The 16074-nt window shown below is 42.2% G+C and carries 11 protein-coding genes and 1 other RNA gene; 7 read left to right on the top strand and 5 right to left on the bottom strand.

From position 1 onward, the window contains the following. Positions 1-115: a transfer-messenger RNA gene (gene ssrA, locus WAZ74_RS09285) on the bottom strand; the annotation flags it as partial. A gap of 85 nt (positions 116-200) precedes the next feature. After that, the gene (locus WAZ74_RS09280; protein WP_422308019.1) at positions 201-872 is read right to left on the bottom strand and encodes an alpha/beta hydrolase; all 672 of its coding nucleotides are present in this window, start codon (positions 870-872) and stop codon (positions 201-203) included. Between the two features lie 357 nt (positions 873-1229). Here WAZ74_RS09280 and WAZ74_RS09275 point away from each other — a divergent pair, with 357 nt between their 5' ends. The 3 genes from WAZ74_RS09275 (at position 1230) to WAZ74_RS09265 (ending at position 4328) form a co-directional block, all read left to right on the top strand. Then, the gene (locus WAZ74_RS09275; RefSeq protein WP_422308018.1) at positions 1230-2012 is read left to right on the top strand and encodes a response regulator; all 783 of its coding nucleotides are present in this window, start codon (positions 1230-1232) and stop codon (positions 2010-2012) included. A 69-nt stretch (positions 2013-2081) separates the two neighbouring features. Further along, the gene (locus tag WAZ74_RS09270) at positions 2082-3953 is read left to right on the top strand and encodes an ATP-binding protein (protein ID WP_422308017.1); all 1872 of its coding nucleotides are present in this window, start codon (positions 2082-2084) and stop codon (positions 3951-3953) included. 174 nt (positions 3954-4127) lie between these two features. Next, positions 4128-4328, top strand: a complete 201-nt coding sequence (locus tag WAZ74_RS09265; RefSeq protein ID WP_422308016.1) for a hypothetical protein — start codon at positions 4128-4130, stop codon at positions 4326-4328. Positions 4329-4477: 149 nt separating this feature from the next. On the opposite strand, the gene aroC is transcribed toward WAZ74_RS09265, so the two are convergent. Further along, on the bottom strand, positions 4478-5581 hold the full coding sequence (gene aroC, locus WAZ74_RS09260; protein WP_422308015.1) for a chorismate synthase: 1104 nt from the start codon (positions 5579-5581) through the stop codon (positions 4478-4480). A 56-nt stretch (positions 5582-5637) separates the two neighbouring features. Beyond that, positions 5638-6813, bottom strand: coding sequence for a 50S ribosomal protein L3 N(5)-glutamine methyltransferase (prmB, locus tag WAZ74_RS09255; RefSeq protein WP_422308014.1), 1176 nt, complete (start codon positions 6811-6813; stop codon positions 5638-5640). Between the two features lie 382 nt (positions 6814-7195). Between prmB and WAZ74_RS09250 the strand changes: the two genes are divergently transcribed. Beyond that, on the top strand, positions 7196-8551 hold the full coding sequence (locus WAZ74_RS09250) for a L,D-transpeptidase family protein (RefSeq protein WP_422308013.1): 1356 nt from the start codon (positions 7196-7198) through the stop codon (positions 8549-8551). Between the two features lie 234 nt (positions 8552-8785). On the opposite strand, the gene WAZ74_RS09245 is transcribed toward WAZ74_RS09250, so the two are convergent. Further along, positions 8786-8998 (bottom strand): hypothetical protein, encoded by a 213-nt coding sequence (locus tag WAZ74_RS09245; RefSeq protein ID WP_422308012.1) that lies wholly within the window; start codon positions 8996-8998, stop codon positions 8786-8788. Positions 8999-9342: 344 nt separating this feature from the next. Here WAZ74_RS09245 and WAZ74_RS09240 point away from each other — a divergent pair, with 344 nt between their 5' ends. The 3 genes from WAZ74_RS09240 to WAZ74_RS09230 all read left to right on the top strand — a co-directional run bounded on the left by WAZ74_RS09240 (position 9343) and on the right by WAZ74_RS09230 (position 15619). After that, positions 9343-11043: a TIGR00341 family protein gene (locus WAZ74_RS09240; RefSeq protein ID WP_422308011.1), complete on the top strand. Its 1701-nt coding sequence runs from the start codon at positions 9343-9345 to the stop codon at positions 11041-11043. 269 nt (positions 11044-11312) lie between these two features. Further along, positions 11313-13985 carry an alanine--tRNA ligase gene (alaS, locus tag WAZ74_RS09235; protein WP_422308010.1) on the top strand — a complete coding sequence of 891 codons (2673 nt, stop codon included), beginning with the start codon at positions 11313-11315 and terminating at the stop codon, positions 13983-13985. A 347-nt stretch (positions 13986-14332) separates the two neighbouring features. Then, positions 14333-15619: an aspartate kinase gene (locus tag WAZ74_RS09230; RefSeq protein WP_422308009.1), complete on the top strand. Its 1287-nt coding sequence runs from the start codon at positions 14333-14335 to the stop codon at positions 15617-15619. The last annotated feature ends 455 nt before the right edge of the window (positions 15620-16074 follow it).

Below are 16074 nucleotides of genomic sequence, written 5' to 3'. Positions count from 1 at the left end.
AGCGTAATTTTCGTCGTTTGCGACTATAACAATATATGTTTGATTAACGAGAGGACATATACTCTCGACATGCATCATTGAGTTTCATCACCAGCGTCGAAGCCAGAACATCCCCAATAAGGTCGATGATTATATAGCACTTATACGTTTGCTTGCAACCTATTAAAAGTCCACATTACATTATGTTACAGCTCAATCATCTAAGCCAAGACATTATTTAGCCATTTACCGATATTTTGAATCTGCGGCATGCATACTTGATGCGCCATCGGATAAGTATGATAAGCAACATTATAGCCTTTAGCGGATAATAGCTGCTGCGCCTGCTCACCTAAGATCACAGGGACAACAGGGTCGTGAGTACCGTGCTCAATCAAAATCGGCATATCTTTATTAGCCGTACTGTAGCTAATATTGTCGTTAGTCGCTAAATAGGTAGAGAGTGCCATCAAGCCAGCCAAGCGCTCTGGATATCCTAATGCAACATGATAAGCGACTGCCCCGCCCTGTGAAAACCCAGCAATAACGATATACTCTGGTGACACACCGCGATCTATCTCACGACGAATCAAATCATATATTTGCTGCGACGACTCTTCAATCTGAGCGACATCGATTTTGCGCTCTAAGCTCATCTCTAAGATGTCATACCATGCGGGCATTACCATGCCACCATTTATGGTCACTGGACGATTAGGCGCATGCGGAAAAATAAAACGCACGGCCATATCATCCGCTAATCCTAACTGTGGAACCACTGGCTCAAAGTCATGACCACTTGCTCCCAAGCCATGAAGCCAGATCACTGCTCTATCTATCTGTTTTTGTGATGGGTTATGCTCCACGATGACAGCATCTAAATAGTTACTCATGTTTTAGGTTCCTTTCAATAAAAATTATAGATATAAAAAACTTATTGTTAATAAAACTGCTATTCGCTGTATATTTCACTATTTTTTATAATAACGCTGATTATTCTACAGCCTTTAATCAAAATCGCTAGTCAAAAAGTTATTTACTAACAACCCTAATTTCCATCAACTTTTCACAGCTTTTAGGAGCTGATAGCAAAGGATAGAACTGCTTTTGTGCTACGATGATTTGATGTACTTATATGCAACTCTCTAGATATTGTATGACGCCCTACTATTATTTTTAATACTCACCTATAGATGAGCGTTAATAAATAATTTATCTTAAACCATTTTTTATATAGTGATGTAGAGCTTATGACGCATATTTTATTGGTAGAAGATGATCCTGCTATCGCGATGTCGCTAAAAGTCACCTGTAAACGTGAAGGCTGGAATATTACCTGGCTAGACAATGCAAGTAGTGTGCTACCGATGTTACATAGTGATGAGGCACAAGATCTATCGGCTATTATTTTAGATGTTGGGTTACCGGATGGTGATGGTCTCAGCCTCTGCCAACAAATACGTCATACAACGGATATCGATGCTTTAAAAGATATTCCTATTGTGTTTTTGACTGCCCGTAGTGACGAGGTCGATCGTATCTTAGGTTTAGAGATGGGCGGTGACGACTATTGTGCTAAACCTTTTAGCCCGCGAGAGTTAGTAGCACGTCTGAAAGCCATTTGGCGGCGTGAGCAGCTACTTTCTCAGCAGTCAGCTACTCATACAATAGCAACAGATCATACAGTCAAAAACACCCCTTCGAATAACATGTCAGGGCAAGCCTTAACGTTTGAATGTCAATCTGGTGTTTGGCATTACCAACCGCTCAATTACTCCTTAATGTGGCAAGAGCAAAAGCTTGAGCTGAGCAACACAGAGCGTAAGATTTTATTAACCTTGTTAAAAGCCCCTAATCAAGTATTCAGTCGAGAACAGCTGTTAAACGCAGTGAGTGATTATCCAGATCACCGCTTAGCGCGAACCATAGACAGCCATATCAAGTCGATTCGTAAACAGCTGGCGACTGTCGACTCTAGCATTGATGTCATCCATACACATCGTGGTTTAGGGTATGCTTTATGCCCCGCTTAGCTGTATTGCACTTAGCCATACTTTGCTATGAATTGGCATTCTATAACATCAAATAGCACTTATAAAAATATGAATCATAAAGCTCATGATAATGTTAGTAGCGCTAGTAACACTACTAATCACACTAATAACAGCGCTCATACTAACCAAAGCAACTGGTATGCAAAACTGCATCCCATTGGTATCACGCAGCAAACGACCGAGCCGAAACGACTACTAAACTTGAGTATATTTTTTAGGATTTGGTTAGCCGTTGTGTTAGTACTGATCTTTTGCGGTGTGATTGTGTTTACTCAGCTGTTTGGCTATATCAAACCCACAGCCCAGCAAGTCATCGAAGATACGTTATTAGATACCAGTAAGTTACTCGCAGCAAGTTTGCAATTACCGTTATCTTCAGGCCAGTTATACGATAAAGATTATCAGGCAAAACTTGATGCGGCATTTATTGGTACGTCTATTGGTACGTCAGTGATGAGTAACCCAATAGAGCCAGAATATAAAAACAAAAGCTACAGCAGCTTTCGGATATACGTGACAGATAATACAGGTATGATCATATACGACTCCCTACCCGAGCCTGACAATGATGAAGGGCAAGACTATAGTCACTGGAACGATGTATATTTGACCTTAAAAGGTCAGTATGGCGCGAGAAGTAGCGCAGATAATAATAGCAAGCGCGATAGCTCAATAATGTATGTAGCACAGCCAATAAAAGATGATGCTGGCAATCTGATTGGTGTCGTCAGCGTCGGTAAGCCTGTCGCTAGCGTGCTACCTTATTTAGATAATACGCGCAATCGCATGCTTATTACAGCGATGATCATGAGCATCGCTGCCCTTATTCTAGCAGGACTGGTGGCATGGTGGCTTAAGCAAAGTATCACTTTAGTGACCCAATATACCAGTGTGCTGGCAGAAGATACCAAAAAGCCTTACTTTTACTTAGGTCATGAGCTCAATAGCCTAACAGATACAATCGAGACCATGAAACATCGCTTGGAAAATAGAGCTTATGTCACCGACTATGTCCATACCCTCACCCATGAGCTCAAAAGTCCGTTAACTGCGATTCGCGCCAGCAGTGAACTATTAGAAGACGACGGGTTTAATAATAGCGGATTCGATAGTAATGGGCTTAATAGCAGTAGCCCTGATAGTAACGGGCTTGATAGCAGTACACTTGATAGTGCAGATCGGCAAATGCTTATCCAAACTATTGGTGAACAAAGCATCAAAATGCAGCAATTAATTGATCGGCTGCTATTACTTGCCAAGATTGAACAACCGACTTTTAAGCTAAATCGACAGCTGACACCTCTATTGCCACTATTACAGACCCTTGCAAAAGACAATATCGCTAAGTTGCAACAGCAGCATTTGTTACCTATTGAAATCTATATTGATCATATATGTTTTACTAAAAAAACAACTTTATCACCAAACATGTTAGCAAATACTAGTGTTTTTGCTGACCAATTTTGGTTGGTACAAGTACTACAGAATGTGTTAGATAATGCCATTCATTTTGCCGAAAGCGCAGTCATTATTTATATGCATAGCACCGCGCAAACCGTGACCATTGATATCTTTAATAATGGTAAATTACTACCTGACTATGCCGTTGATAAAGCGTTTGACCGTTACTTTAGCTTATCGCATCAAAGCCAGCCTACTTATCATTCGTCTCATTCATCAAATATGAACTCAATACCAAACACTAAGCAAGATCAGCCTAGCATCTCTAGTAGTACACTCAAAAAAGGCACTGGACTTGGTTTAACTTTAGTCAAGCAAGTGATCGAACATCATGGAGGTCATGTGGCTATTAGCAATGTTGGCGCTAATAGTGATGACAGTAGTGATGAAATTGCCTCTACTACAAATCAGCGCTCCGGCGTGATGGTCAGTATCACTCTACCTTTGGCTAAAGAATAAAAAATCAGGGTAAAATAACTCCTCGCCTAATGCAATGAAAGTCTTTTTAACCATTAAAAACTAGATTATTAATGACAATTCATTAAATCTCCATCATTCCTACACATATTTTCTATCTCTTTATTTTACGATAGCGTTATTCACATTCGTAATCAAAATTAAGGATAGAGAAATATGCAACAAACACTCACTGACACTGATTTAATTAAGAGCTTGCTAGGTCATAACCGTCATCATTGCGCACAAATCTTATCGAATCAAGGCATCGATAATATTAAGTTTGGTCATTGGCTAGCCATTCCCAGTCAGCAATTGCTATTGGTATTTCGCCATCAGCAATGTATTGCTTTTGACTACTATGAAATAGCTGCTTAAGCATTTATTCAATTTACTGATTAAATCTTATAAATTAGGCTACTAGGCTTTTAATTATCCATAAAAACTAGCCATAAAAAAGTCCTTTATCGCTTCTAATAATATTTAATTAGAAGCGATAAAGGGCTTAGATTTTTACGGTAAGCAATCTAGGTAATCGATGCTACTGGCTGCTTAACATCAGCATTTTGACCACGATGGCGCAGATAGTGATCCAGTAATACAATCGCTAGCATGGCTTCTGCTATAGGCGTGGCACGTACACCCACACAAGGGTCATGGCGACCTTTGGTCAACATATCGACTGCTTCGCCTTGATTATTAATACTCTTGCCAGCAGTCGTTATACTAGACGTCGGCTTAAGTGCAATACTGACACGGATATCTTGCCCTGACGAGATGCCGCCCAATATACCGCCGGCATGATTGGCAGTAAAACCGTCTGGTGTCAGCTCATCACGAGAGCTATGACCGAACTGCCCAGCCACCGCCATACCATCACCAACCTCAACGCCTTTGACGGCATTGATGCTCATCATTGCATGAGCAATATCTGCGTCTAAGCGATCAAATACCGGCTCACCAAGTCCAACTGGCACACCGCTTGCAATAATCTCAAGACGCGCCCCGCAACTCGTACCTTCACGGCGCAGATTGTCTATCAAAGTCTCAAAGCGACCAATTGCCTCTTTATCCGCACAAAAGAACGGATTGCTATTCACAAAGTCCCAATCAATCTGATTAGGCTCTAATACCTTGCTGTATTCATTGCCAATTTGGGTGACGTGACCATTGATTTGCACACCCAAGCGATCTTGCAAAAACTTCTTGGCAATAGCACCAGCGGCGACCCGCATAGCCGTCTCACGTGCTGATGAGCGACCACCACCACGATAGTCGCGAAAGCCATACTTCATGCTATAGGTATAGTCAGCATGACCAGGGCGAAAGGTATCTTTGATTTCGCCATAGTCTTTCGATTTTTGATTGGTATTGCGAATCAGCAGACCAATAGACGTACCCGTTGTTTTACCTTCAAAGACGCCAGAGATAATCTCAACTTCATCAGATTCGCGGCGCTGGGTCGAGTATTTAGAAGTACCTGGTTTACGGCGATCTAAATCTATTTGCAAGTCAGCTTCAGTTAAGGCTAAACCTGGTGGCACGCCATCGACGATTGCCAACAAACCTGCACCATGCGACTCACCACATGTAGTGACAGTAAATACCTGTCCAATACTATTGCCTGCCATATTTATCCTTAAACAAGTAAAGCCTAGTTTTAGTAATATTACTTATTGTTATAGCACTAGTGATTACTATCTAACAGCTGCACATAAGCGGCGAACATCTGACGATATGCCATGAGCTCATCGTAGGTAATTGCAAAAACACCGTGACCGCCATGAGCGAACTTTAACCAATCAAACTGAATGTCAGGATAGGCCTGATTTAACGCCCACTCGCTGTCACCCACTTCGCAAACAAGTAAACCTTCAGGGCTCAGATAGTCTGGCGCTTCAAAAAGAATGCGATGTACCAAGTCCAGACCATCTTGACCAGCGGCTAGTGCATGCTCAGGCTCGTACAAGAACTCAGGTGGCAAGTCTGCCATGATAGCGGCATCGACATACGGAGGATTGGTCACAATCAGCTCGTATTGATGTTCAGCAGGAATCTTAGCAAACAAGTCGGACTCAATCACATTTACTTGATGACCAAGGTCATGATGATCGACGTTGACCATCGCCACTTCAAGCGCCCCTTTATCAATATCAACCGCATCGACCAAAGCATCCACGAAACGGGTTGCAAGTGCAATGGCAATACATCCTGAACCCGTGCATAAATCTAGAATACGCTCAGGCTGTGACAATTGCTTAATTTCTAAACCGTGATCATAAAAAGTAGCTGCTTGATTATTGACACTAACCCCAAGCGGCTTTGCCAATTCAGTCACATCAAAATACGGATGAAACTGCTGACGAATCAGCTCAGCGATGGGCGAGCGTGGAATCAAGACGCGCTCATCGACATAAAGAGGCAAGTCGCAGAAATAAGATAAATTAATTAAATAGCTTAAAGGTTTACGCTCAGCAATACGCTCTTCTAATAAGCTCAATACCAGCTGCTTCTCTGAGTTAGTCAGGCGACAGTCAAGAATCTGATCATTGGCTGACCAATCTAAAGACAGCGAATGCAGTACAATAGCCGCCGCTTCAGCGAATTCATCGGTGGTTCCTTGAGCGACAACTACATCATAGTTGCGTAACTGAGTCACTGAAAAACGAATAAAGTCGCGGATAGTGAACAGTTGCTCACGTGCCTCTTCAAGCTCAGCACGCAAGGTAGAAAACTCATCGTCCTCACCTAGCAGTCCGGTCTCTAAATCGTACTCCATATCACTGTCTATACCTTGTGATTCATTATCACCAAAGTATTGATTTTGAAACTCTTCTGCGCTCATTGTTTGGTCTTCTGACATATCGCACCTTGCTGATTACATGCTTACTGACTACATGCGGATGGGTTAAATGGCTTTCAATTAACAGCTGATTTATTAAATAAGCATCTTGCCCCACATTATAGACGCAAACAGGATGATGCGCCAATGACTGTCTTTTTTACTTCAAAAAAAGCAGCGTCGCTATCGAGCAAGCAAATAATAATCAATATGAATAAAACCGCTTATAAAAATGCTGCAAAGATTGCTTTAGCATGACTAAATTATTTCCCAACTGTAGTGAATACGTCAACCGTTGACGTTTAGCAAGTCTTAAACGAAAAAATATGTGTCAAAAGTTTGCGAAGCGTCTGAATTATGCGCATAATAGCTCCATTAGCAGCCACCACAAGTGTTCAAAATTATGAAAATAAAGCCTCTTATTACCGCTATATCTATCGCTGTTGTTAGTGCCAGTGTTAGCACGTTTGCCGCTCCCACTGATAATACACGTACCTTGCCTGTACGGTCGGCTGACTCACTTCCTAGTATCGCTAAGAAAGTCAGCCTTAATGTACAAGAAAACCGCAGTAGCTCAATTGATTCTCGTACTAGCGTTAAGCCAAATGCTGATAAAGCCAAACCAGCTGACCGTATGACTCAGCTGATTGACGAAAAGCAGGAAGCCGAAGCAAATACGGTGCTACCAGCGGTCAGCGCTGACAACATGAGCGTAGAAGAGCTGTCTCGTAAAGATGAGCAATCTGATAGTACTGACGATATTAGTGAAGGCCAAGCACTCGCTGCACCTAGCGCATCAACGTCTGATAGCTCAAACGATACGGCTATTAAGAGTATCGAAGATGTAGATGGTAAAAAACATACTACGCTGAACTTATCTAATTATGCCAAGCAAGTAAACGGTGCAAAATGGTCACCGAATATGAAAGTTAACTCGGCAATGACCATTAAAATGCAGGCATTATTGGATTGGAACCACGCCTCTCCGGGTGCTATTGATGGCGGCTGGGGTATGAATAGTAAAAAAGCGCTCATCAACTTCCAGACCATGAAAGGCTTGCCAGCGAACGGTAAAATGGATCAAAAAACATGGGATGCTTTAAATAAAAATATCCCAGCCAATAAGCCGGTATTAGTGACTTATACGATCACTGAAGATGACGTCAATACTAATTTTGCCATCACGCCTGCAGGCTCAGAAGCCAAATCGAAAATGAAAGGCTTGTATTATCAGGATATCAAAGAGCTGTTTGGTGAGCGCTTCCATATGGATGTGCGTTACTTAGATAAGCTCAATAAAAATAAGCAATATAAAGTAGGTGAAACTATCACCGTCTTGAATACGCGCGCACCACTCAAGCAGCGTATCAACCGTGTGGTCGCTAATAAGGCCGATAAAACCCTATATGCTTATAATGATGACAAGCTGGTTGCCACCTATCCAACGACCATTGGTAGTGACAGCACGCCATCACCACAAGGCACGTTTAAAATCATTAATAAAGTAAAAATGCCGTGGTACAAAGCCACAGTTGGTGAAGGCGCGGATAAAAAAGTACATATGCTACCACCAGGACCAAATAGTCCAGTAGGTGTCGTATGGATGGGCTTATCTAAACCCTCTTATGGACTGCATGGCTCACCTAAGCCTGAAGGTATCAGCCGCCAAGCATCTGCAGGCTGTGTACGTTTGACCAATTGGGACGTTTTAGAGGTTTATGCCAATATCGAAAATGGTGCAACCGTTGAACTAAAATAGTTTATGATAATGAGTAAAAAAAGACCTTGATTATCAATCAAGGTCTTTTTTTGCCAAATTTAAATCACTTTCTTGCTTAAACAATCCTTATTAAGACCCAATTCTTCTTAAGATACAATAAAAAAACAGTGCTTTTTGGGCACTGTTTTTTTCTGACAGATTCTCATAACGTACAAAGTTCTTAAGTTAAGCAATATTTATTATTATCATTGTAACTATCGTCTTATCCCGAAATTATACTTTATAGCCTTCCTCATTACCTGTGATACTACCAACTTTTTTGGTGAAAAATAATCCGGCTGGTATAGAGAGTAAGATGCCTGCTACCACTGCCATTTGGATATGCGGAATTTGATTAAAGCCTGTGACCAATGCGGTAATCATGAATACACCGATGATGACAGTTGCGGCTATTGAATAGATGACAGAGAATAATGGCCAGTTCATAATATATTCCTTATTTATTGTGTGGGTATAACTACTTTATACACTAAATCCACACAAATAGTAAGTGTTTTCTTATAGGCGCTCAGCCCATTTATAGCAAGTGATTCGCATTCATAACCATGTTATAACTATTGAGTTATATTAAGTACTTTTTTCTCCAAAAATATCCCTAAAACCTATCCCTAAAAACCATCTCTAAAATATATTATCATCTTCTCTGTCTGTCGTCCTTCTAACGCTCTTTTGTTTAGTCGCAAAAAACACATACCTATTAATCTATATATCATTACAATAGTAATTTTCTTTTACCCTCCAACTTTAACTATTTGAGAAAGCCATTTTCTATGACCTCATTTACTAATAATGCATCTCGTGATTTACCGCCGCTAAATAAATTACCAAGTAATGGTGATAATGAGGCCGATAGCGCGTTGAATACACAAGAAGCGCAGGATGCATTATCAGATAATACTGAGCTGGATACGGCTGTACAGAATAATGCTGAAACTTTAGATACGGATGCAGATACAGACGCCAATGCTGCATCGCATAAAAATGAGGTGAATAAAGAACAGCTTGCTGCAAAAAATCCTGAAGCTAAGATAAAAATGCAAGCACTTGGCCCTGATGTGGTCGTTGCAACCTTAGAAACAGATGAGCCAGACTCTCAACCCACGATCGAAAATGTAGAATCCGAATTTTTTAATAAAAAAGAACCGTTTTTTCAAGAAGCTACTGACACTGAAGTCGTTATAGAAGCAAGCTCACAAGAAAGTACCGATATAGACGATGTCAACGAACTAAAAACAATAAATCCTAACGAACAGGAAAATATTAATAAGAGTGATCAACAGATTGATACAGCACAAGACAGTGATAAAGAAAGCGGTGCAGCTTTAACGCATACAGAACAACAGGACGATCAAGAAGACCCAGAGGAAGAGGTTAAAGAGAAAAAAGAAGCCAAGCTTGAGTCTTATAAGCAATTTGTGGCCGAACAGTTTAGTAATAAGAAAGTGGACTACCCCGAAGTGCGCGTTAGGATTGAGGCAAATGCACTACCCAGTAAAATGTATTTCATTATGAACATACTGTCGGCCATCATCGCAAGCTATGGATTGGTGACCAATTCGGCAGCGGTGGTGATTGGAGCGATGCTAGTTGCGATGATGTTGGGCCCTATCACTGGAATAGCACTAGCGATTATTGACCATCGCATGCCGCTGCTACGCAAATCGCTTTTTACCGTTATTGCCGGTGTGTCTTTGGTGGTTTTGGTTGGTTTTATAGTTGGCTGGTTACATAAAGAACAACCACTAACCTTAGAAATATTGTCACGTACTCAGCCAACTTCTATGGACTTAATGATTGCCCTAGCCGGTGGTACTGCTGGTGCTTATGCGATGGTTTCACCGCATTTGTCTGTGGCAGTGGTAGGCGTTGCCGTTGCTACAGCGCTAGTGCCACCTCTTGCCGCCAGTGGGATTTTATTTGCTAATGGCGAGATGCAGCTTGGACTTGGTGCATTACTACTAGCATTCACCAACATTATTGCCATTCAATTTACCAACGCTCTAGTACTTTGGCTATTAGGTTTTCGCCGTTTGGTCGATGACGATTATAAATCGAAAACGTATCTGACTTTTTTGCGGCGCAATGCGGTGACGTTGTTGCTATTGGGTGGATTGGGAGCGTATTTAACCATCAATTTACAGACCAACGCCAAGCAGCAAGTATTTGAAAGCAGCGTGAAAGAGACAATTAATAGTTACTTTAGCGATAAAGGTAATGTGTTGACCAACACTCAGTTTGATAGGACAGATGGCAATCAAGTCGTTCGTGCGGTTATTCGCGGCGAGACGACGCCCAGCTCATATGACGTGCGCCAAATTGAAACAATCATCACTCAAGATATGGTGGACAATTTTCCCGATTACTTACCTATTAAGCTACAGCTGCGTTATATACCAGTACAAGTGATAGAATCGCATCCACTTATTCAAGATAAGCTTGATAAGACTGATGTGACGATTTTAACCAATTGATACTATCAATTGAAAACGCACTCATTACCAGATGATAACTTTTACAAAAACCTCAAAGTGCCTATTTGATAACTGTTTGACAACAGTTTGACAGCAGCTTAATCGCAACGCCTATTTAATAAAATTGCATAGTCAATACAGATATTTGAACAGCATTTAACGTGGGTTTACTTATGAATCTTCAACACGCTTAGTGCGTTTGTGCTAAAATCGCTTGCAAAATTATTTTACTTATTCTACTAAATACTATCCGTCAGTAAGGAGCCGCTGTGAGCCAGCCATTTCGCTCAGCCGATATTCGTCAAGCTTTTATCGATTTTTTCATAAGCAAGCAGCATACCCCCGTCGCCTCATCTAGTCTGATTCCACACAATGACCCGACATTGCTATTTACCAATGCCGGTATGAATCAATTTAAAGAAACTTTTTTGGGCATGGAGCCACGTGATTATACTCGTGCGGTGACCTCGCAAAAGTGCGTGCGTGCTGGCGGCAAACATAATGATTTGGATAATGTCGGTTATACGGCGCGCCATCATACGTTTTTTGAGATGCTCGGTAACTTCTCTTTCGGTGACTACTTTAAGCAAGCAGGTATTGGCTATATTTGGGAGTTTTTGACATCGAATGAGTGGTTGGCGATTGATAAAAGCCGCTTATATGTGACCATTTATGAGACTGATGACGAAGCGTTTGATATTTGGCATAAAGACATCGGCATTCCTAGCGAGCGCATCATTCGTATTGGCGATAATAAAGGCGCGCCTTACGCCTCAGATAACTTTTGGACCATGGGCGATACCGGTCCTTGTGGTCCTTGTACCGAAGTCTTTTATGACCACGGTGCAGATATCGAAGGCGGTTTGCCGGGTACCCCTGAAGAAGATGGCGATCGTTATATCGAGATTTGGAACTGCGTGTTTATGCAGTTTAACCGTCAAAAAGACGGCACTATGTTACCGCTACCAGCACCCAGTGTTGATACCGGCATGGGGCTTGAGCGTATCAGTGCCATCATGCAAGGCGTTCATGGTAACTACGAGATAGATTTATTTGTTCATCTCATGGATGCAGCAGCTGAAGTCTTAGGGATTGAGAATCAGCAACAATCGTCATTAAAAGTCATCGCTGATCATATCCGCGCGGTTTCGTTTTTAATTGCTGACGGCGTCACGCCAAGTAACGAAGGTCGTGGTTATGTACTACGTCGTGTTATCCGCCGTGCCGTCCGTCATGGTAACAAGATTGGCGCAGACAGTGATTTCTTTTACAAAATGGTCGCGCCTTTAGTTAATGAGATGGGCGTTGCCTATCCTGAGCTAAAAGACAGACAAAGTGTCATCGAAAACGCCATTCAAAAAGAAGAAACGCAATTTGCCAAAACCTTAGCACAAGGTTTACGCTTACTTGCCAGCGAGCTTGAAGGCTTACAAGAAGGCGATGTGCTCTCTGGTGAGGCGGCGTTTAAGCTTTATGATACATATGGCTTCCCGCTTGATTTGACCGCTGATATTACTCGTGAGCGCGGTATTGTGATTAATGAAGCAGAGTTTGATGAGCATATGCAAGCGCAACGTGAGCGTGCGCGTGATGCTGGTAAATTTGACGTCGATTATAGTAGTGTCATCCAAGTAGAAAGCCCAACGACGTTTATCGGTTATGAGCAGCTTGCAGAAGAAGGCGTGACGATTGATGCGCTGTATCAAGATGGCAATCCAGCCGACAGCTTAGCTGAGGGTATGGAAGGCGTGGTTGTGCTTGACCGTACCCCGTTTTATGCTGAAGGCGGTGGTCAGGTTGGTGAGCTGGGCGAAATCCGTACCGCGACAGGCGTCTTTGAAGTTCAAGATACCAAAAAATCTGGGCAAGCCATCATTCATTATGGCGTTGTGACTATGGGTGAAATTAACGCTCAGCAACCCGCTGATGCACAAGTACTCTCTAGCATCCGTGCAGCCAGTGCCAAAAACCACTCTGCTACTCATCTATTACATGCCGCGCTAAGGGAAGTATTAGGAAGCGAAGTCACGCAAAAAGGCTCATTGGTTTCAAGCGAAGTCTTGCGTTTTGATTTCTCGTACGACAAACCAGTCAGTGCCGCTGAAATTATACGTATTGAACGCTTGGTCAATGAGCAGATCCAAGCCAATACCCCTGCCCGTATCCAAAACATTTCTATCGATGAAGCGATGAAACAAGGCGCGATGGCACTGTTCGGTGAAAAATACGGTAGTGACGTTCGCGTCCTCACTATGGGCACAGACAGCATTGTAGATGGGCAGCGCATACCATTCTCTATCGAGCTATGCGGCGGCCTACATGTACAGCGTACTGGTGATATTGGCGTTTTAAAAATCACTAGCGAATCAGGTATCGCCGCTGGCATACGCCGTATTGAAGCCGTTACTGGCATGAATGCGGTTAAAAATATCCAGCAAAGTGAGCAACAGCTTAGTGAGCTTGCCAGTCAGCTGAAAGTTAAACGTCCTGAAGTGGCGCAACGTGTGCGCACTATGGCAGATAAACAGCGTGATTTAGAGAAACAGCTCGAGCGTTTACAGCAGAAAATTGCCAGTGCCCAAGCAGCCAATTTGCTTGATGAGGTACAGACCATCGCCGGTACACCAGTGCTTATTAGTACCTTGAACGGCGTTGATGGTAAATCAATCCGTACGCTGATGGATGATATCAAGTCAAAACTGCCTGATAGCGTGATTGTATTGATTGGCGATAAAGATGAGCAGTTGGCACTAGCAGCAAACGTCGCCAAATCAGTGACTGATCGTATCAAAGCCGGTGATATTATTCGTCATTTGGCAGGTGAACTTGGCGGTAAAGGGGGCGGTAAGCCTGACTATGCACAGGGCGGTGCGCCCAAGTCTGCTAACAGTGCATCTATTATAGCCGCCTTACCTGCTTGGATTACAGCCCAACTTGGCTAAGCATTAAGCTGGGTGAAATGCTGCTTTGTCTTATGTAAAATACGTGATTGGTTATACTGGCTATAACCAATCGCCATGTATATAACGTCTACTGACACTTAAAGTTATGACGCTAATATGCTATAAAGGTCAACGCTTAAACTTATTTCAGCATATTAAGCCTATGAGCATAATTAGACAGTAAACCATCAGAAAGTAGAAGAAAGGGCGCAGTTCTTATAATTTGGCTTTATCGTTATTAAAATTAATCTAGCACTGAATTTACATACTGAATTTATAAATAGTGGCATGACAGATTGATGTCTTTAATTAACAGATAACCATTGATGAATAATAGGTAGATTTTTATGGCGTTAATAGTACAGAAATACGGCGGCACCTCGATGGGCAGTATCGACCGCATCAAAAACGTCGCCAAACGAGTCAAACGCTGGCACGACAATGGTCACCAAGTGGTCGTTGTCGTCTCTGCCATGAGCGGCGAAACCAACCGTTTGATTGATTTAGCACGCCAAATCAGCAGCCAGCCCGATCCTCGCGAATATGACCAAATGGTCTCAACCGGTGAGCAGGTATCTATTTCATTGCTCGCCATGGCGATTAAAGAGCTAGGCATTGGTGCCCTCTCAATGACCGGTCGTCAAGTAGCCATCAAAACCGATAGCGCCCATAATAAAGCGCGTATCGAAAGCATCGATGATAAGAATATCCGCGCGCAGCTAGATGCTGGCAATGTCGTTATCGTCGCAGGTTTTCAAGGTATCGATGAGGATGGCAACGCAACCACATTAGGTCGCGGCGGTTCTGATACCACAGGTGTAGCGATTGCTGCGGCTTTAGGCGCTGATGAATGCCAAATCTATACCGATGTCGATGGCGTCTATACCACTGACCCACGCGTCACCTCAAAAGCCAAAAAACTTGAAAAGATTACCTTTGAAGAAATGCTTGAGATGGCAAGTCTTGGCTCTAAGATCTTACAGATTCGCTCAGTAGAATTCGCTGGCAAATACGGCGTCCCGCTGCGCGTACTATCTAGCTTTGATGAAAACAACGATGGTAGCTTCGACCAAGACTTTCAAGACAATGTCGGCACCCTAATTACAATAGACGAAGGAGACAATATGGAACAGGCAATCATCTCAGGTATCGCTTTTAATCGAGACGAAGCAAAAATCGTCGTACGCGATGTACCTGACCATCCTGGTATCGCCTCTGCCATCCTCAGCCCTATTGGCCGCGCGAATATCGAAATTGACATGATAGTGCAAAACCTATCGACCAACGGCATGACCGACTTTACTTTTACCGTCAATCGTACTGACATGGAAAAAACCATGAAAGTGCTAGAAAATGAAGTCAAAGATGAGATTGGTGCCAAAGAGATATTGGCCAATGACGAAGTCGTTAAAGTCTCATTAGTCGGCGTTGGTATGCGCTCCCACGCTGGTGTTGCTAGTCTGATGTTTCAAACGCTAGCAGAAAACAATATCAATATTCAAATGATATCAACCAGCGAAATCAAGGTGTCTGTTCTTATCCAAGAGCAGTATCTAGAAAAAGCCGTAAGATCTCTACATACCGCTTTTGGACTTGATCGTACAGACGGTGATAGCAAAATTGCTGGGTTATAATTTTAACTTAATATTTTTAACTTAGCCTTTTCAAATTATAAATATTAATCGTGCTAACGAGTAATAAAAAACGCCAAACGAATTTTGGCACTTATTAAGCAAATAGCGATTTATTATTTTTGGTAGTAATTGGTTAGCTATTAAAAACTTAGTGGTACTCAATTAAATAGGGTCTTATTAGACCCTATTTTCTTTTTTTATTATTGCTCAGATTGCTATATACCTGATAGTTTTGTGAAAACTCGTGACAGTATCTATTATGCCCCCTATAATGAGGCTTTCATTTGGGCTAAATGAATTTAACTATCATTATCGCTATTAGCATCCTATTTTGTGCAGCGGTAATGTCCTGTAATTGAGACGCAATCTGATGAGTAATAATCTGTTGATGCGACATAAGGAGTGTGACGCATGTTAATTTTGACACGCCGCGTGGGCGAAACGCTAATGATTGG

The sequence above is a fragment of the Psychrobacter sp. genome (genome assembly GCF_049295055.1).
GTDB lineage: Bacteria > Pseudomonadota > Gammaproteobacteria > Pseudomonadales > Moraxellaceae > Psychrobacter.
This window is presented reverse-complemented; position numbering and strand designations above follow the sequence as displayed.

Excerpts from the sequence above, each read along its gene's own strand:
- WAZ74_RS09250 (WP_422308013.1), top strand. The coding sequence starts at position 7,196 with ATGAAAATAAAGCCTCTTATTACCGCTATATCTATCGCTGTTGTTAGT.
- WAZ74_RS09230 (WP_422308009.1), top strand. The coding sequence starts at position 14,333 with ATGGCGTTAATAGTACAGAAATACGGCGGCACCTCGATGGGCAGTATC.
- WAZ74_RS09245 (WP_422308012.1), bottom strand. The coding sequence starts at position 8,998 with ATGAACTGGCCATTATTCTCTGTCATCTATTCAATAGCCGCAACTGTC.
- aroC (WP_422308015.1), bottom strand. The coding sequence starts at position 5,581 with ATGGCAGGCAATAGTATTGGACAGGTATTTACTGTCACTACATGTGGT.
- WAZ74_RS09270 (WP_422308017.1), top strand. The coding sequence starts at position 2,082 with ATGAATCATAAAGCTCATGATAATGTTAGTAGCGCTAGTAACACTACT.
- prmB (WP_422308014.1), bottom strand. The coding sequence starts at position 6,813 with ATGTCAGAAGACCAAACAATGAGCGCAGAAGAGTTTCAAAATCAATAC.
- WAZ74_RS09240 (WP_422308011.1), top strand. The coding sequence starts at position 9,343 with ATGACCTCATTTACTAATAATGCATCTCGTGATTTACCGCCGCTAAAT.
- WAZ74_RS09265 (WP_422308016.1), top strand. The coding sequence starts at position 4,128 with ATGCAACAAACACTCACTGACACTGATTTAATTAAGAGCTTGCTAGGT.
- WAZ74_RS09275 (WP_422308018.1), top strand. The coding sequence starts at position 1,230 with ATGACGCATATTTTATTGGTAGAAGATGATCCTGCTATCGCGATGTCG.
- WAZ74_RS09280 (WP_422308019.1), bottom strand. The coding sequence starts at position 872 with ATGAGTAACTATTTAGATGCTGTCATCGTGGAGCATAACCCATCACAA.